General features: G+C 45.5%; 15 protein-coding genes and 1 tRNA gene. 9 read left to right on the top strand and 7 right to left on the bottom strand.

The window, feature by feature from the left end:
• Positions 1 to 99 precede the first annotated feature (99 nt).
• Positions 100 to 1,887, top strand: coding sequence for an iron uptake porin (locus H6F74_RS26390; protein ID WP_190445074.1), 1,788 nt, complete (start codon positions 100 to 102; stop codon positions 1,885 to 1,887).
• 50 nt (positions 1,888 to 1,937) lie between these two features.
• Here H6F74_RS26390 and H6F74_RS26395 read toward each other — a convergent pair whose 3' ends face one another.
• The gene (locus tag H6F74_RS26395) at positions 1,938 to 2,429 is read right to left on the bottom strand and encodes a hypothetical protein (RefSeq protein ID WP_190417592.1); all 492 of its coding nucleotides are present in this window, start codon (positions 2,427 to 2,429) and stop codon (positions 1,938 to 1,940) included.
• 207 nt (positions 2,430 to 2,636) lie between these two features.
• Between H6F74_RS26395 and H6F74_RS26400 the strand changes: the two genes are divergently transcribed.
• A tRNA-Glu gene (locus H6F74_RS26400) sits at positions 2,637 to 2,709 on the top strand.
• A gap of 129 nt (positions 2,710 to 2,838) precedes the next feature.
• Here the strand turns inward: H6F74_RS26400 and H6F74_RS26405 are convergent.
• From H6F74_RS26405 to H6F74_RS26420, 4 genes are all read right to left on the bottom strand, one after another.
• A complete protein-coding gene (locus tag H6F74_RS26405) occupies positions 2,839 to 4,521 on the bottom strand; it encodes an AarF/ABC1/UbiB kinase family protein (protein ID WP_190445075.1) in 1,683 nt (560 codons plus the stop codon).
• Between the two features lie 95 nt (positions 4,522 to 4,616).
• Positions 4,617 to 6,806, bottom strand: a complete 2,190-nt coding sequence (locus tag H6F74_RS26410; protein ID WP_190445076.1) for a GAF domain-containing protein — start codon at positions 6,804 to 6,806, stop codon at positions 4,617 to 4,619.
• 766 nt (positions 6,807 to 7,572) lie between these two features.
• Positions 7,573 to 8,463 carry a hypothetical protein gene (locus H6F74_RS26415; RefSeq protein WP_190445077.1) on the bottom strand — a complete coding sequence of 297 codons (891 nt, stop codon included), beginning with the start codon at positions 8,461 to 8,463 and terminating at the stop codon, positions 7,573 to 7,575.
• Between the two features lie 71 nt (positions 8,464 to 8,534).
• Positions 8,535 to 8,750: a hypothetical protein gene (locus H6F74_RS26420; RefSeq protein WP_190445078.1), complete on the bottom strand. Its 216-nt coding sequence runs from the start codon at positions 8,748 to 8,750 to the stop codon at positions 8,535 to 8,537.
• Here H6F74_RS26420 and H6F74_RS26425 point away from each other — a divergent pair.
• Positions 8,749 to 9,291 carry a 3-isopropylmalate dehydratase gene (locus H6F74_RS26425; RefSeq protein WP_190417582.1) on the top strand — a complete coding sequence of 181 codons (543 nt, stop codon included), beginning with the start codon at positions 8,749 to 8,751 and terminating at the stop codon, positions 9,289 to 9,291. The genes H6F74_RS26420 and H6F74_RS26425 overlap by 2 nt on opposite strands.
• A 152-nt stretch (positions 9,292 to 9,443) precedes the next feature.
• Positions 9,444 to 9,788, top strand: a complete 345-nt coding sequence (locus tag H6F74_RS26430; protein WP_190445079.1) for an NAD(P)H-quinone oxidoreductase subunit M — start codon at positions 9,444 to 9,446, stop codon at positions 9,786 to 9,788.
• Between the two features lie 69 nt (positions 9,789 to 9,857).
• On the opposite strand, the gene H6F74_RS26435 is transcribed toward H6F74_RS26430, so the two are convergent.
• Together H6F74_RS26435 and H6F74_RS26440 are read right to left on the bottom strand one after the other, a co-directional pair.
• Positions 9,858 to 10,130 carry a hypothetical protein gene (locus H6F74_RS26435; protein ID WP_190445080.1) on the bottom strand — a complete coding sequence of 91 codons (273 nt, stop codon included), beginning with the start codon at positions 10,128 to 10,130 and terminating at the stop codon, positions 9,858 to 9,860.
• Positions 10,131 to 10,237: 107 nt separating this feature from the next.
• Positions 10,238 to 10,744 carry a hypothetical protein gene (locus H6F74_RS26440; RefSeq protein ID WP_206756356.1) on the bottom strand — a complete coding sequence of 169 codons (507 nt, stop codon included), beginning with the start codon at positions 10,742 to 10,744 and terminating at the stop codon, positions 10,238 to 10,240.
• A gap of 56 nt (positions 10,745 to 10,800) precedes the next feature.
• Between H6F74_RS26440 and H6F74_RS26445 the strand changes: the two genes are divergently transcribed.
• From H6F74_RS26445 to H6F74_RS26465, 5 genes are all read left to right on the top strand, one after another.
• Positions 10,801 to 11,040: a DUF6737 family protein gene (locus tag H6F74_RS26445; RefSeq protein ID WP_347269559.1), complete on the top strand. Its 240-nt coding sequence runs from the start codon at positions 10,801 to 10,803 to the stop codon at positions 11,038 to 11,040.
• A gap of 154 nt (positions 11,041 to 11,194) precedes the next feature.
• Positions 11,195 to 13,615 carry a protein phosphatase 2C domain-containing protein gene (locus H6F74_RS26450; RefSeq protein WP_190445083.1) on the top strand — a complete coding sequence of 807 codons (2,421 nt, stop codon included), beginning with the start codon at positions 11,195 to 11,197 and terminating at the stop codon, positions 13,613 to 13,615.
• 177 nt (positions 13,616 to 13,792) lie between these two features.
• On the top strand, positions 13,793 to 15,442 hold the full coding sequence (locus H6F74_RS26455) for a CHAT domain-containing protein (protein ID WP_190445084.1): 1,650 nt from the start codon (positions 13,793 to 13,795) through the stop codon (positions 15,440 to 15,442).
• 85 nt (positions 15,443 to 15,527) lie between these two features.
• Positions 15,528 to 16,145, top strand: coding sequence for a hypothetical protein (locus H6F74_RS26460; RefSeq protein ID WP_190445085.1), 618 nt, complete (start codon positions 15,528 to 15,530; stop codon positions 16,143 to 16,145).
• 310 nt (positions 16,146 to 16,455) lie between these two features.
• Positions 16,456 to 16,638, top strand: coding sequence for a hypothetical protein (locus tag H6F74_RS26465; RefSeq protein WP_190445086.1), 183 nt, complete (start codon positions 16,456 to 16,458; stop codon positions 16,636 to 16,638).
• Positions 16,639 to 16,836: the final 198 nt, after the last annotated feature.

A 16,836-nucleotide genomic window follows, 5' to 3' on the forward strand; every position in this document is an offset into this window, starting at 1 on the left:
GCGCTTAAGAAAATTCTTTAATTTCTCCACAACGCCACAAACAGCCTGAAAATCGACAATGTACGAGAAAGTTGAATAGTGTGAGAAGTGGTGTTAAAAATGTCTCAAATCTTACCTAATCCTCTCAACAAAGTAAAAGTAACAACTAATTTATTTTGGCTTTTGCCTTTTTACCTTTCCCCTACCTTGATCTTCCATCCAGTATTAGCAGCAACACCCCCTGACGGGGAAGTGACATTTTCTGCCTCCTCTCCCTTTCTGCGTGAGGCGCTAGGGGAGAGGGGCGATATATCTACATTCGGATACTCCCCTCCAGAGGAAACCCCACCAGAGGCAGAAACATCAGTGACTCTGGTGGCTTCAGATAAGCCAATCGACGAAACACCAACAGTATTGGAACAAATTGACCAACAAAGCTTGGAAGAAATTGACCAAGACACTGACCCTATGAGTCAAGTGACTAACATTTCCCAGCTTAGGGATGTTCAACCCGGTGACTGGGCTTATGAAGCGCTGCGCTCTTTAGTAGAGAGATATGGTATAATTAGCGGCTATCCAGATGGCACATTTCGGGGCAACAGATCCTTAAGCCGTTATGAATTTGCCGCCGCCGTAAAAGCCACCTTAGATCGGATTACTCAGGTGCTGGCTGTCCCAGGCCCGAATGCCATCCGCAAAGAAGACTTAGCGATTTTAAAACGCTTAGAAGGAGAATATACCCTAGAACTAGCTATCCTGCGCGGGAAAGTCGATGCAGTAACTGCGCGGACTGTGGAACTAGAACTGACTGCATTTTCCAAAACCACCAAACTCGCCGGAGAAGTCATCTTTGGAGTTGCCACTATTCCCACAGGAGAAGATGCTATTGGTAAAGATATCGACGACGCGACGATTTTCGGTCATCGGACGCGCCTAAACTTAGAAACCAGCTTCACAGGTAGAGACTTACTCTTGACGCGACTTCAGGCAGAAGGACTTGGTTCTCTTTCCAACCGCACCCTGACACCCGAAGGCGACTTGGCTTTTGCTGGCGATACCAGTAATGATGTGGTTATCGATGAGCTGCTGTACCAGTTCCCAATTAACAACAACACGCAAGTCGTTGTAGCTGCTAATGCTGATGCCGCAGATTTTACCAATACCGTTAATCCTTATCTAGACGGGGATGGTGGCAGCGGTGCTTTGTCTCGCTTTGGGACACGCCCTTCCATTTATTATCAAGTTGAAGGTGCTGGTGTGGGTGTCAGGCACAGCTTCAGCGACAAACTGGAACTAAGTTTAGGCTATTTAGCTGGTGACGCTGACAATCCTGCTGCTGGCGGTGGTTTGTTTAATAGCTCTTATGGTGCCTTAGCACAAGTATTATTTAAGCCAAGCGATCGCGCAAGCATTGGCTTAACCTATGTTCACGCTTATAACAACGACCTGCAAACGGGCAGCAATGATGCTAACCTAGCTAATTTGTTAAATCCACTAGGTTTCTCAGTTGTTACCAATTCTTATGGCGTAGAAGCTTCCTTTCAAATTAGTCCCCAGTTTGTAGTGGGGGGATGGGCTGGTTACACAGCGGCGCGAGTAATCGAGCGAGGGGATGCTAGTATTTGGAACTGGGCTTTAACGCTGGCTTTTCCTGACTTGGGGAAAAAAGGCAATCTGGCGGGTTTAATTATTGGCATGGAGCCGAAAGTCACAAATCAGGCTGAAAGCCTCAGCCAGCTGGGTATCACAGACCCGGACACCTCATTGCATCTGGAAGCTTTCTATCAATACCAGCTGACGGATAATATCTCCCTTACACCAGGAATAATTTGGCTGACGGCTCCCGACCATAACGCTGCCAATGATGATATTTTTATTGGCACCCTCCGCACCACGTTTAGTTTTTAGCTAGTGGCTAATGGCTAATTGTTTATCAGCCATTAGCCATTAGCCAAAAACTAATGATGAATTTCCAGGTTCAAAATATAGCTACCCAACTCAACCTTCTCTGACCACAACTCGTACTCCAGCCGCAGATGCTCCGGTAAAACACGCCCTTCTAGCGTCAAACTCCGGGTAAAATTCCTCAAACGTAGCTGTCCAGAACCGCTTAATGACTCGCTGTGCAACCAATAGCGGCTCAGTCCATAAATGCCCCGCTCCCACAGGTGACGATAACTCAACTTGCCGTTTCCCTGCATGGTCATAATTACCCGGTAAGGCGAGATTTCTAGCCACAAGAGTCGTGGAGTTACCGTCGTTTGGTCGTCACCAGGCGCAGGCTTTTTGGCGCTAGGTTCCCATTCTCCGATTGAGGGTTCCGTGAGCAGTAGATGAAACCGCTCTTTGTCTTTTTGATAGAGTGTGGCAGAGGTTTCAACTGTAGACCAAACCGGAAGATTGGTAGATACAAGTGATAGACAGACTGGTTTGCGGTGATGGGTCAGCATTGACTGTGAGGAGATAGAATACTATTTCTGTTCTAACAGCTCTAGAGAGGGCAATTGTAGGGATCGTCTTATTAAATCATGTCTTGCTTTAAATCACCTCTTGCTGGGTAGCGATCGCATCCTTCCCTCGCCCGCCAGAAAAAAATTCTACAAAAATGTTGACATAACCATTTTTATTGGCTATCTTAATAAAAGTGCAAAGGACAGGCCCCCATCGTCTAGAGGCCTAGGACACCTCCCTTTCACGGAGGCGACGGGGATTCGAATTCCCCTGGGGGTACTAAAACTAAATAATCTAAATCACGTCCCTGTAAGAATTTAAAGCCTTACAGGGACGTAATTTATATAAAGGCGAATAGGGAATATGCCAGACAAACTAGATAGATATAGGGTAGGCGTCCACCCTAAGCTATTTTTCAGTGAGTTTGTCAATTTTTTCTTTAACGCCGAGAAGAAGTAGCGATCGCAACAGCACCAAGAACCAGATTCCAGATAAAGTCATAATAGCTACACCCAAGCCACTATACCCAGGCAGTGACAGCAGCATCACGCCAGCTATCAAACTGAAGCCAGTGCAACAGGCATAAATTAGGCTTTTAATAGCTAGATTAATACGTTTGAGGACGCGATCGCTCTCAACTGTTCGCACCCGCAATTGCAATTCACCTCGTTCAATTCGTTCTTCTAAACGCCGGATTACAATTTGGGTTGGGTTAGGTTGTCGCAATTTATATTTAACGAAATCCCTAGCTTGTCTGGCTAATTCCCCGATTAGCGTTCCTTTTCCTTGAGAGATAGTGATACTTTTAATGAAAGGTTGAGCAGCTGCTACTGGGTTATATTCAGGATCTAACGACCTAGCGATGCCATCCAGAGTAGTCAACGATTTTAATATAAATGTCATCTGAGCCGGCAAACGAAAGGGTTGCTGCTCAAACATGGCATAAGCTTCTGTACTCATTTGACTAAAAGCTTTTATATCTATAGGCTTTTCCGTAAATTTATCTAAAATAAATGTTAATAATCTTCGTACCGGGGTCATATCTGCCACTGGCACAATTAACCCCATGTCAATTAAGGTATCAAGTACCTCGTCGGTGTCCTTTTTTAATACTGCAAAAAACGTCCTAATCATCTGATCTTTAGCAAGTGACTTCAACTCTGCCATCATGCCAAAATCATAAAAAATCAGGCTACCATCTTGACTGACAGCCATATTTCCCGGATGGGGATCTGCCTGAAAAAAGCCATCTAGTAATAATTGTTTCAAGTAACAACAAATACCAAGCTGGTTAATTTTCTTAGGATCTAAACCACAGGCTTCAATTGTTTTGCGATCGTTTACCTTTATTCCCGGTAAATAGTCCGCTGTTAAAATTTTGGTTGTGGTGTAACGCCAATAAATTTTCGGGACAAGAATCCGAGGATAATCGCTAAAGTTGGTAGCAAAGCGTTCGGAGTTTTTCCCTTCTTGGATATAGTCAATTTCTTGATAAAGAAGGTTAAAAAACTCACTATAAATTGCTTCTAATTCATACTTTCTTGTCCAAGCCAAATAGCGCCGACAAAACCGGACAAGTTTACCTAAAGCTTGAAAATCTAATTTGAATAACTTTTCTAATCCCGGACGCTGTACTTTGACTATTACATCTTCCCCGGTGTGCAGTCGTGCTTTGTGTACTTGTCCTAAACTCGCAGCAGCAATGGGAAAACGATCGAAATCCCGATACAAAGCATGAATAGAGTTGCCGAGTTCGGATTCAATTAAAGCGATCGCTTGTATGTCGCTAAACTCAGGAACCCGATCCTGTAACTGTCCCAACGCCTCCACATATTCTAGGGGTAGCAAATCAGCACGAGTGGACAATGCCTGTCCAATCTTAATAAATGTCGGCCCTAAATCTAGCAGAGTATTAACTAACCACTGAGCGCGACGTTTCTTATGTAAAGTGGAATCGTTTTTAAATATACTATCCCACCACAAATAAAACATCAATGCTGCTGCTGAGCCAAAAATGTCTAGTTGTCGTGCTAGTGGAGAATATTTATTTCGTTGCCAACGTAGTGGTTTAGGCTCCGCCTTTTTAAGCATAATATTGGTGATTAAAGCCAGAAGTCAGAAAAGAATTAAAAATTAAAAGTTTGTAACTTAACATCTTTAATTCTTAATTTTGTGGCTTCTAGACTTTAGATTTTGGTGAGGTCAAAAACTAGAGGTAAGGTCAGAGTAAAGCAGGTTTCACAAGATTGGGTATCTTCAATAGAACAGCTAGTGAGTGCGATCGCGCCATTTATATGCTGTACTAAAGACTTTACCAGAGCCAAGCCCAACCCAGTACCTTGAATGGCATTTTGGATCGCAACTTGACCGCGACGGAATTTTTCAAAGATATGCTCCACTTCTGTCGGTGAAATGCAAGCACCAGTGTTTGTCAAGCAAAGCACAATTTGATTAACTTGTTGACTGACCTGGTGAGCGACCCGCAAACTAACTATAGAATCAGGCTCGGAAAATTTTCCTGCATTGGTCAATAGTTCTTCTAGAATGCGGTTCAGGCTGTCAGAATCAGTTTGCAGCATCAGCGATCGCGTAGGAGAGTCTATCTCCAAGGTTAATCCCTTATCCGCCCATTTTTTGGCAAACGGCTCAGCCAAATCCTGAATTACTTGCTTGAGGTCTATTTTTTGCAGCTCAATCGGAGATTTCTTAGACTCTACTTTTTGCAGCGTCAGTAAGTCGGTAATCAGATTAATTTCCTGAGTACACTGCTGATCTAAGATTTCCAGGTACTTAGCACGGCGTTCGGTCGGCAGTTCCGCTTGACGCAACATCCGAATCGCTACACTCATAGTAGTGAGCGGTGTTTTCAACTCGTGATTGATAGCGTTGATGAACTCATCCTTAATTTGATTGAGTTGCCGCAGCTGCTCAACCTGTTGGCGCATTTTGTCATACAACTTCGCTTGGACTTCTAAACTCCTTTGTAGTTGAGCGGTGCGTTCCTCGACGAGATCCTGCCTCACTCGTATTGATTGATGTTGAATAATTGCCGTACTCGCTTGGGCGCTCACCCATTTTACCAGCTCTAACTCTTCTGACTGCCAGGAACGAGGCTGATGATGCTGTAGCACCAGAAATCCCAGCACAGTGCCTTGACTTTCTAGGGGAACCATCAGCAAAGCTGGCATGGTTTCCAGGTCAAAAAGGTCAAAACCATTAGAGGTGGGAATATCTTGTTTATCGGTAATAATGACTGGCTCAGGTGCCTTTTGCAAGGCTTGTTGGCACAGATAACAGTCTGACAGCAAAAAGGAACTTGGGAGAGTTGAAGAGAGCGGGTTTATCGAAGATTGTTCGCTGCTGATATTGTCAGCACTCTCCCCTAGAGCGCTCCCCGGCTCCGAAATAGCGGCTTGTTCCCCTGTTTTGTATTCACAAGCAACCGTAACCTTCGCTTTGGGAAGGGCTTTTGTTAAAGAACGAGTTTTGAATAAGGGATCGACGTATTTCAACAGCAGAATAAAGCCACGTTCAACCCCAAGAGCTTGCGCTGTACCAGCGATCGCCATCTGAAGAATCTGATTTACTTCAATGGCATTACGGATTGCCATCGTTAGCTGGCTAATTAGAATTTGGTATTGAGTGGCGGCGCGTAACTGGCGCTGGAGTTGCACTTGAGAAATAGCGATCGCTACTGAATCTGCTACGGCTTTGAGCAATCCTTTTTCAACGTCTGTCCACTCAAAGGGTTGCGATCGCCCTATGACAATCAACCCATTGGCTCGTGATTGAAACTTGGTTTGAATTACCAGCACTGCTCGTACCGGATCTTCTACAGCAAACCTAGTTTCAATTGCATGAATATCCGAAATGGCTAGCGGCTCGCTATTGCTCAAGTTATCTTCTAGCAAAGGGTTCAACAGCATCCACAGCTTAGAGCGAACCTCACTCAAATTTCCCGCTAAACCTGTGTGGTCATCGGCACACCACACGGCTGTCTGCGGTGTTGCCTGATGGCTAGCAACAGATGAAATTAAGCACGTGTCTGCCTGAAAACTCTTGCCCAAAACATCCGCTATCTTTAGCAACACCGTTTCCGGATCGGGGCTATTGAGGAGGATTTGAGTAATCTGTTGCCCGATTTGAATCGGATCGCCCTTATAGTTCATGACTGCGCCCTTATGTTCCTGCGTGAAAACTGGATTGGAAGGGCTAGACAACTTTGAGGTAAAAGAATCTACCCTCCGAGGTGCCAGTAGCGATCGCCCTTCCGGAGCCGCTAGATTCTCCGGAACCGATTCGCATCCGCTAACGCTAACGTGCATATGCTTCGGTATGCCACGGGCTACATCCATATCCGCTTGTGCCTCATTCATCTTCGCCGAGCTTAAATAGGGGATCGTTAAGTGAGTGCTTAGACACTCTTTCTGTATAGAGGGCAAGGCTTTCGACACAGCGGCAATAGAAGCAGCGGTTTACCACAGAGCTTTCCGCAGCAAATTTCTAACAACTATGACTGGGTAAACCAGATCCTAAGCTCCCCCTCTCTAGATTAGGATTCCCAGAATTTGCAGTTTTCTACCAGCTTGATTAGCGAAATTCTAAAAGTTATGAACTTATATTCCCCATCCTCAACTGGCATATTCAATTTTTTCGTGATTTCACTTAGTCAAAAGTGATTTAAAATACTTTGACTACCTACATCTAACTTCCCAACCCCTAGTCCCCCAAAATAGATGTGATTCAAAATGCAAAGTGTAAGGAGTGAAAATTACTGTTTTATCAACCATTCCACAGAAAGAGCTGATTATTGTAGAATCTTCTCCGCCTCCAAGCACGGGAGATTTTTGGGCTTGCTGACCAGATATCGCGGCTTGCGTTGACCTGGTAGAAACCTAGAAATACCTTAAGTCATAGCTATAGTTATTGCAGTGACACGTTAAGAGGATAAATGCGATCGCGATCGCATTTATCCTCTACCTAAAGGCTGAAATTAACGGGGACTGGGGGCTGGGGACTAGGGACTAGGGACGAGAGGCTGGGGACTGAAGACGAGAGGCTAGGGACTAGGGACTAGGTAAGACTTTTTCCGAATTCTCATTCCCAATCCCCAATTCCCAATCCCCAATCCCCAATCCCCAACTAAGAACGCCTTTTCTGCGCTTCCAGTTGTGCAATCTCGCTCTTTTGGCGATAGGCTGCGACCCGATTCTGAGCTGTTGGATAGCGGGGATCGGTCTGGGGGACAGCAGCCATCAGATCGGACGCTCGTTGCCACCTAGCTGCTAAATCCAACCACTGAGCCGAAGTTTGAGCATCTTTCCCAGCTCCAGCAGTTTGTTCAGCTAGTCGGACAGCTTCAGCAAAAGGATCAGACGAGGCAGATACAGGGGTAGTGGTAGCCGCTGACAATGGGGTGGGGGATGTTGCTGGCGGTGTAGTCGGCTGCACCGGAGAGTTTGGCGATCCGGTTGGTACCCTAGCGATCGTAAAAGGCCCTAGCCAATCATAAATAGCCCAGCCAACTAGCACTAAAAATAACGATAAACTTGCACCCCCAACAATGCCGCGCCAGAATTGGCGTTTTTCTCGCCCTGAACGGGAAGAAGGCTGCGGAAGGGGTGCCTTATTTTTGGCAGGTTTGCGATTTTTTAAATCCTCCCCTAGACGGCGGATAATGTTTGGCTTGGCAAGGATAATTTCTTCTGACCAGAGCAGTTGAGCGTCCGGATCTCGGCTAATTTCTTCTAACCAGAGTAATTGTTGCTCTCGGACAATCCGACTGTTGATATTGACGCGCCGAATATTGTGCGGAGCAATTGACTCCAGAATTTGCCGAATTCGCTGCACCAAGGTAGATTGTTCGAGTTGCTGGGGAGTAGCAGCCTCACACAAAAGTTGCAAGACACCATCGACAAACATCGCTCTGGTTCTGACACCAGAGTCTGCCAGCTTTTCATTGAGTATTTGAATAATCGCCGCGACGCTGCCCTGGCGAGCCTGTTTGGCGATGTCATCCATCGGATCAACCATTTTTATTTGAGCAAATGATGCGGTAGTTCAACCTGAGTTTTTTTTATTTATTAGAGTATCAGTGTTTTTGTTTAAGATCCGAAGATAAATTTTGTTTGATTGCCCATGCCCACTTTACTGCTAGTCAGACAAAACCGTACTCGTCTGGGAAACCGAATTTTTGCCCTAGGTGGTGCGCGATCGCGTTCTTGAGAGCCTGCGTTCTCTTTGAGAGGGCGGATGTCGCTCTTGGATGATAAAGTGAAATAGCTAAACTCCAAGATTGGGAAAACCGGGATACTGCTCATGGGCGCATTGATTCGCGGCGCAATTTTTGTTCTGGATGACAACATCGATACCGATCAAATTATCCCAGCTGAATACCTGACTCTGGTTCCCTCAAAGCCTGACGAGTACGAAAAACTGGGTAGTTACGCTCTCGTTGGGTTGCCAGATCGTTACGGCGAGTTTGTGAAGCCGGGCGAAATAAAAACACAGTATCCCATCATTATCGCTGGAGAAAACTTTGGTTGCGGTTCTTCACGGGAACACGCACCGATAGCTCTTGGTGCTAGCGGAGTAAAAGCAGTAGTGGCTCTAAGTTACGCTCGGATCTTTTTCCGTAACTGTGCAGCAACCGGAGAACTCTACCCTTGGGAATCTGTAGAACGGCTGTGCGATGAATTTGAGACGGGACAAGAAGTTTCAATTGATTTTGAACAAAATCAGCTGATTAACCATACGCTAGGCAAAACCTACTCGCTGAAACCTTTGGGCGAAGTAGGCCCGGTGATTGATGCTGGCGGAATTTTTGCCTATGCTCGTCAGACAGGGATGATTTCCCGGTAGCGGTCAAAAAATTATGAGCTATGAGTTTTGAGTTGATTTTTTTAATTCAAAACTCAAAATACCACACTCAAAATTTTTAAAGTTGACAGCTATTGTTTTTACAATAATTTACAATACTTAAAGTGTCCTTCTTCTAAGAAGAATTTACAACTATGCTGCTGAAGTGTACCACCCGCCACATCCGTATCTACACTGCTGAGGTTAAGAACAACGAACTGGTCGAAAGTGATAAAGTATTAACTCTGGATATCGACCCAGATAATGAATTTAATTGGAATGATGACGCGCTGCAAAAAATTTATCGCAAGTTTGATGAATTGGTTGAAGCTTACAATGGTGCAGACTTGACAGAATATAATTTGCGCCGCATCGGTTCTGATTTAGAGCATTTCATGAGATTCATGCTGCAAGAAGGCCAAATTAGTTATAACCTGAACAGCCGGGTTCTCAATTACAGTATGGGGCTACCCCAGGTAAGCGCTCAAACCGCTGAGTAATAAGAGTAATTAGTTGTTAGATAAAATTGGATTTAAAACAACTTCTAACAACTAATTACTTGAGATAAGTTACCACCAAACTCGTTCGCCATTTTCGTCCACGCGAGATTGGCGAATCACGTCAGATATTTCTTCGGCATCTTTAACGTGGTGTAGAGCCTTGTGTTCGCCATCCGGTTCTTCTACTTCAAAGTAAGTAGGAACAACGATATGATCGCCAGTGATATCCGGTGCATCTACAGCGATTTGCTCTCTTTTTTCTTCAATGCTTTGAGGTTCTTCGGAGATAGTATCGCCTGGATTGGTAGTTCTATTTTTTGTATCTTTGGATGGGGTTTCCATAAAACTCCTGAAAATTTTAAAATTTATGGTTTTCTTGTTTTAGATTAGAAGAATGAAGATGCGATCGCATCTTTCTGCGGGCGTAAGTCAAGTATTGATTAATTCCTTCATTTAGGAAGGGCATCCTGCGGGTTTTGGGGAATACCGATACCGTCCGTAGGCGGATTAGTTGTAGCAGCCTCTGACGAGCGCTCAGTTCGCTTCCGCTCCAAAAACTGCTTCATAGCCGTGCGACGATTGTCCAAAAAGCGGCTCCAAAACCCAGGAAGAAAATGATCCATCGTTTCAGCAAGCGCCCAAGCTTCGAGATTCATCATCTTGGAACGCAGGTGGTGAGACTGCTGTAAATTAGAAATTAATTGCTTAATCTCTGCACTAGCAGGAGAGTTAAGGTCTGTGAAGTTCGGTTCACCAGAGGTGTTGGTTTCAGGCTTCGGCATAGCGATCGCAAAGAAGATAGTATGACAAGAGTTAAGCAGCACAAAAATCAACGGAAAGCTGCAATTGAGGATATACGGATCAAGCAAGATGGCTCCGCAAGCATTTCCCAAAATGCTAGTGCCGGGAACACAGCCTAATTCAAATCTAACGCTACCGTGCAAATTTCCTCGCACCCGGTCTACCCATGAGTCGATAAACTGATAAATAGCTTGATTATTTCGTAACTATAGTGTATAAAGAATCGTCGGAAAGCCCTTGGAAATATAAACCTTGGTGGTGTCAGCCGTGGTCGATCCTGCTGACTGGTATCGCGATAATCGGTGCATCTTGGGTGCTGGGGAAAAGTATTTGGGTAACGGTTGGCGTGTCAATTCCTATCCTCATCTGGATGTCATACTTTTTGTTATTCTGGCCCCGATTGATGAAGCTTTATTACCAACAAACGCAAAATTCTATTAGGGAAGAATGATTTTAATTGAAAAATCACTAATCTATAGGGTGCCAGACGCTACAATCCAGAGTAACGCTCAGATTTGGCAATTTGAGGAAAAGCTGCTTTTTGTGGGCAGCCAATCTTGAGGGCAAGCTAAATCGCAACTGGCTGATAGGAGCGCATAACCTTGATGAAAAATCCGGCGGCAACGCTACACTGCTCAAATCCTAACTGTCAGGCTCCAAACCTTGAGAGCCATAACTTTTGCCAGCAATGCCGCACGCCGCTTGCAAAACGCTATCTGTGGGCGATAGGTGAAGGAATAGAAGCTTATAAAACTGGAACCCTGATTGCTGAGAGATACTTCCACAAGAGCGATCGCATTGTTCTAGATACTAGACCAGGGCTATTGCCACAGATGCCGCCGGAGATACCGAATAGCCTCATACCGTATCTCAAGCTTTCTTCCTATCAACTGCACGTTCCCCAAGTATACGGGCAAATAACATCGGGCGAGGGAAGACGTAACAGCGAAATTTGGCTGCTAGAAAACTCACCCATCTACACCACTGGTAACGTTGAAGGGCAGCTGATGCCAGAATTGGTGAGCGTCTGGAAAAATGCGTCTGCCATGAGCCAACTTTCCTTTCTCTGGCAGATGGCTTCTTTGTGGTCGCCTTTACAAAGCAACCGCGTAGCTTCTACTTTGCTGACACCAAAACTGCTGCGAATAGAAGGTTCAATCTTCAGATTGTTGGAATTACGCGACGACCAAAATCAACCAGTCACGCTGCAAAAATTAGGTCAACTTTGGTCGCAATGGGTGAGTTCCGCACACCCAACAGTTGCCAACTTTTTATCACAAGTTTCTCAGGAGCTGGTACAAGGAACAATAGCGTCATCAGATCAACTGGTGATACATTTGGAGTCGGGACTCGCTAAAATTGGGCGATCGCTTTCACACAGCTATCAAATTGTCACCCGTACCGACACCGGGCCCATCCGCAAGCAAAACGAAGATTCCTGCTACCCACCTTCTCCAGGTAGTCAGGAGACACAAGAGCATCCCTTAGCGATTGTTTGCGACGGCATCGGCGGCCACGAAGGCGGCGAAGTAGCCTCGAATCTAGCGATTGAAACCATCCGGGAGCGGGTAGAGCATCTGCTGGAAAACCCGAACAATATAAACCCGACAACTATCAATCTGGAATTAGAAAGCTTTGCCTGCGCTGCCAATGATGTCATCAGCCAACGCAACGACTTAGAACAGCGCCAAGACCGACAACGCATGGGAACTACGTTAGTGATGGCACTAGCCCACGCTCATGAAATGTATATTTCCCATGTAGGAGATAGTCGAGCTTACTGGATTACTCGCACTGGTTGCCGTCAGGTAACGCTGGATGATGACATTGCTTCGCGAGAGGTGCGCCTGGGATATTCTCTTTATCGAGCTGCTGTGGAACAAGCAGGCGCTGGTTCTCTGGTGCAAGCCTTGGGTATGGGTTCATCATTAATGTTGCATCCCACTGTACAGCGCTTTGTTCTGGATGAAGACTCTATATTTTTACTCTGCTCGGATGGTCTGAGTGACAACGACCGAGTAGAACAATATTGGGAAACAGAGATTCTGCCAGTTCTGGAAGGTCAGATTGATTTAGCAACAGCTGGATCGCGACTAATGGAGATTGCTAATACCCAAAATGGACACGATAATACTACTATTGGCCTAGTTTACTGCCAGGTAAGAGAGGCTCAGGCTGGACAAAATGCCACCGCGCTACAAATGGCAGCCATTCCAGAACCTGAAGCTGGGGGAACGCGAAATTTGGCTTCTCCCCAAGCTGCTTCTTCCAGAATTAAAACGAAGATTATTCCGCAGCGATCTTCCTCTGGGAGTCTCTGGGTGCCCCTACTGATGCTAATTATTTTGGCAGTAGGGGGAGCGATCGCTTACTGGTTTCTTCCAGAAGTCCAAGCTTGGGTGAATCCCCTAATTGGTTTGGATTCCACTCCCACCCCCACTGCCACAACGCCGACTACCATACCACAGTCACCAGAACCACCAGTCACCTCCCCCACCCCGGCTGCTGATATAGAAGCGGGAACTATAGTGCAAATTAACAGTTTCACAACCAGGAACTCTCAAGATAACGAAGTTCCCGTTTTACTCAGACGCGGTACTCAGCAACCTCAAAACGAATCAGTAAACGGTATAATCTTGCCCGGTAGTGTTTTGCAAGTCAGCTCAATTCAAAGAAATGGAAACCTAGACACCTGGCTACAGGTACAGGTTTGCTCAACACCTGCTACCCCTGAACCTCCAGTTCCGTCTCCCAAAGTAAATGCTGACACCCAAAAACCACCAGCCGCCCCAGAGCCAAAAAAACAACCGCCAGGAGTCGTTTGGCAACCCTCACAGACAACTGGTTCTAAGTCACCTGTTATCACCTATCGTCCAGTGAAACAAGGAGATCTCGGCTGGATAAGAGAGTCGGAATTTACACCTGTACTGGTGCAAAATTTCACAGCTACGTCTAGTAATTTAGGTGAATGTGCCATTAAAACTGCCTCACCAACGCCAGCCACCACAGCATCACCTTCTCCTTAGAACATTGGCAGATTATCATAGTCAGCAACTTCTATCGAACTGCACTAGATAAAAATCTTTGCTCTCAAGCTGAGCGATAACAGCTGGAGAGATATATCCTATAAGTATTTCCTTGCTGTTCAGGTAGACTGAATAAAAAGCCCCATAAATTGCCAATTTTAAGGTTGATGGCTTTGAATGCACCAATCTGAGAATCCCTGCCTTAGTTTAGCGATCGATCCTCTCTCCAGAACCACTACTGGGGCAGAACGTTTTGCCATATGGGTTCTGAAGGCTCCCTTTCCGAATGGGCAAGTCCTCAACGAGTGTGTTTGGCCCGAGACTTTAACGCAGTCCTGGCGGGCATGGCAAGAGATGTTCTCCACACGGGAACTGCCTGATGTTCCCCAGATACATCAAGCTTCCTTGCCTCCTCTAGCCCCTAAGTCCGTAAACACAAGCCCCTCTGCAAACGGTCAGGTGCTTCCGTATACGGCAATGTTGATGCAAGATTTAGGAATTAGCCTCTGGAAGTGGCTGTTTGATGGAGCGATTAAAAGAAGTCTCGATCAAAGCGAAGGATTTGCTAGAGGGCAGAAAAAACAGCTGCGGCTGCGGCTAGAAATTCGCGATCCGGATTTAATCGCTGTGCCTTGGGAAATTATGCAACCAGAGACAGGGAAACCAGCGATATCGCGATCGCAACAAATTCTTTTTAGTCGCACCACCAGCAATGTTGACCCCCTGCCACCCCAGCGCTTAGAACAGTCTTTAAATATTCTGCTGATACTGGGAGATCCTGACCCAAACCAGAATAATGGCGGACATAAAACAGCTTCCGCTTTGCAGCTTGAACAAGAGGCAAAAGCTTTAGCTAAAATTCTGGAATGTTGCAAAAATGACTCTCAAGAAGGTGAAAATTCCAGCCGCACAGTGCTGTGCCAAGTGGATACACTTCTGCAACCCACAAAAGCAGAACTGATTTCCCGCCTGGAAAATGAAAAATATAACATCTTGTTTTATGCAGGTCATGGCGAACGAGCGCCAGATGGCGGCTTACTATTTTTGCGATCAGATGCCCGAATTAATGGCACAGAATTAGCGCAGGTTTTAGTTCGCTGTCATGTCAAGCTGGCAGTGTTTAATGCTTGTTGGGGCGCTCAACCAGAGCGGTACAACCAGCACAGTCTACCTCGTAGTAGTTTGGCAGAGGTGCTGATCCATCACGGTGTCCCAGCAGTGTTGGGAATGCGGGAGCCAATTGCCGACGAGGAAGCTCTCTCCTTTATTCAGGCTTTTGCCCAAGCTTTGGCAGCACAAAACTCAATTGATGAGGCGGTGGCGGTGGCAAGGCAGAAGCTGTTAACGCTTTACAAATTCAATCAACCAGCTTGGACTTTGCCAGTCCTATATATGCACCCGCAGTTTGATGGTGAGCTGATTAGACCTATTGAGGAGAACCCCACGCAATTCCCGGTAGATTCTCTACCAACGCCTGAATCAACCACTCAATCGGCTTATTTGCGTTTAATCGGAGGGCTTTCTAAAGTTGAGCAAATTGAAGGCGGGCATATGCGTGTAGGACGCCACCGGGAGAATGACTTGGTAATTGAAAAACAAGAGGTTTCTCGCAAACACGCTGAAATCTTCTGCCGCGATTCTCTTGGGGGAGGTAAACCTACTTATTTCTTAAGTGATGATTCTACATTTGGGACGTTTATTTTAGGCCCCAATGGTTGGCAAAAAGTATTCCATCAGGAAGTACCATTACAATCTGGAACCCAGCTAAAGTTTGGAAGTATCCAGGGACAAACCTGGGAATTTATTATTCAAGACAATATTGAGTAATGATTAATGTTTACGGAACGGGTTAAGGTGCCAGTGTAGCTATCCCTGCCGACGTTGGTAAAACAATACACACAGGAGCATCAAAATGGCGGTAAAATCAATGGAATTTGAATGTTTTGAAGATTCTCGCTCACAAGTGGAAGCCGACCTACTGGAAGCACTCCTACAGCCAGATGAGTCTACTTATGCCTGGAATCCTGCCGATCCAAACACGGAAGCGTATTGGGCAGAGTTGGAACAAGGGTTTGAGCTTGATTGGTTGGATGAGGAAATTACAGCTAGATCGCGATCGCTGTACGCTAAATTCGACGAATGCTGGGTTAGAGATACCGCGGTAGCAGTTGCTACCGAATCAGGCGCAGTCTCGGTTAGAGCTAAAATTGCCGAACGGTTTGCAGCTCGTGTTCCCCAAGAGTGGCTGGATACGATATTTTCAAAAGCCCAAGATGTGGTGTCAAGTCAATTGTCACTTACAGATAAGATGGTGCAGTGCGTTCAGGATCTTTTACCTGAATGGGGTGAAGATGTTTTGCAGGTATGGGCGCGTCCTTTAGCATTCTCTATGCGAGAAGCTGAGGTAAGAAACGTCCGCCAAGTAGATTGGAGTGAGTTATCTCAGACTGAACAGGCGCGTTTGAGTTTAGCGATCGCTCACGATGCAATAAACGAATTCAACAAGCTAACTGCACAAAGCGAACAGTAAGTTGACTAATTGACATATGAGATTGGCCTTAAGCCGCAAAAGCGATCGTCAGGAACTTGCCTTTTGTTTTTAAATCAACAAAAACCATATAGAGCAATTTGCTTAGGATGGGTGATGTGGACTTTACACCTCTAGCTACTGTGTGGTGTGCGTCGCGTTCCATAAGACCGGTGAGTATATCAATACCACCGGTTATATATTTTTTAGAAAAATTTATATTTAGAATTTGAGTAACTTTTTTCCTGTCGCCTCAAGGAAATGAAAAATACTATTTTGAATTTTGATGGCTTTGATAAGGAGAAGGCATGATATGGCGTTTCTCAGTTGGGTGGAATATATTGCCGTTCTGACCTTCGGGCTACTTTGGCAGAGACATGGCAATGCCATATCCCTACAGATGTATAGCACCCAACCCTTGAATTGCTATATTTCAGGTTGTAGTGGGGAGGCATACGTTCGCCCTTTTAAGCAATGGGTTACGATTACCACGTAACCTTGTGGTTGTCTAGTAAGAGAGGAAAGTTTGCGCGATCGCGTTGATCCCTAGACAGTAAGAGATATAATTCAATCGTTTTGATAAGCCCAACTTAACCCGCATCTTAATTTTATTGATAAATTAGTCTCCCCAAGAAAAATTCTATACATACCATTGGATTTTTCATTCATAAGCTAGGGTTGTAGGTTAACCATT

This window comes from Trichocoleus sp. FACHB-90, assembly GCF_014695505.1.
Lineage (GTDB): Bacteria > Cyanobacteriota > Cyanobacteriia > Cyanobacteriales > FACHB-T130 > Funiculus > Funiculus sociatus.

What these genes read in the sequence shown, in the direction of transcription:
- H6F74_RS26460 (WP_190445085.1), top strand. Translation starts at nt 15,528, where the DNA reads ATGGCGGTAAAATCAATGGAATTTGAATGTTTTGAAGATTCTCGCTCA.
- H6F74_RS26415 (WP_190445077.1), bottom strand. Translation starts at nt 8,463, where the DNA reads ATGGTTGATCCGATGGATGACATCGCCAAACAGGCTCGCCAGGGCAGC.
- H6F74_RS26455 (WP_190445084.1), top strand. Translation starts at nt 13,793, where the DNA reads ATGCACCAATCTGAGAATCCCTGCCTTAGTTTAGCGATCGATCCTCTC.
- H6F74_RS26435 (WP_190445080.1), bottom strand. Translation starts at nt 10,130, where the DNA reads ATGGAAACCCCATCCAAAGATACAAAAAATAGAACTACCAATCCAGGC.
- H6F74_RS26410 (WP_190445076.1), bottom strand. Translation starts at nt 6,806, where the DNA reads ATGAATGAGGCACAAGCGGATATGGATGTAGCCCGTGGCATACCGAAG.
- H6F74_RS26465 (WP_190445086.1), top strand. Translation starts at nt 16,456, where the DNA reads ATGGCGTTTCTCAGTTGGGTGGAATATATTGCCGTTCTGACCTTCGGG.
- H6F74_RS26390 (WP_190445074.1), top strand. Translation starts at nt 100, where the DNA reads ATGTCTCAAATCTTACCTAATCCTCTCAACAAAGTAAAAGTAACAACT.
- H6F74_RS26395 (WP_190417592.1), bottom strand. Translation starts at nt 2,429, where the DNA reads ATGCTGACCCATCACCGCAAACCAGTCTGTCTATCACTTGTATCTACC.
- H6F74_RS26425 (WP_190417582.1), top strand. Translation starts at nt 8,749, where the DNA reads ATGGGCGCATTGATTCGCGGCGCAATTTTTGTTCTGGATGACAACATC.
- H6F74_RS26450 (WP_190445083.1), top strand. Translation starts at nt 11,195, where the DNA reads ATGAAAAATCCGGCGGCAACGCTACACTGCTCAAATCCTAACTGTCAG.
- H6F74_RS26430 (WP_190445079.1), top strand. Translation starts at nt 9,444, where the DNA reads ATGCTGCTGAAGTGTACCACCCGCCACATCCGTATCTACACTGCTGAG.
- H6F74_RS26420 (WP_190445078.1), bottom strand. Translation starts at nt 8,750, where the DNA reads ATGAGCAGTATCCCGGTTTTCCCAATCTTGGAGTTTAGCTATTTCACT.
- H6F74_RS26405 (WP_190445075.1), bottom strand. Translation starts at nt 4,521, where the DNA reads ATGCTTAAAAAGGCGGAGCCTAAACCACTACGTTGGCAACGAAATAAA.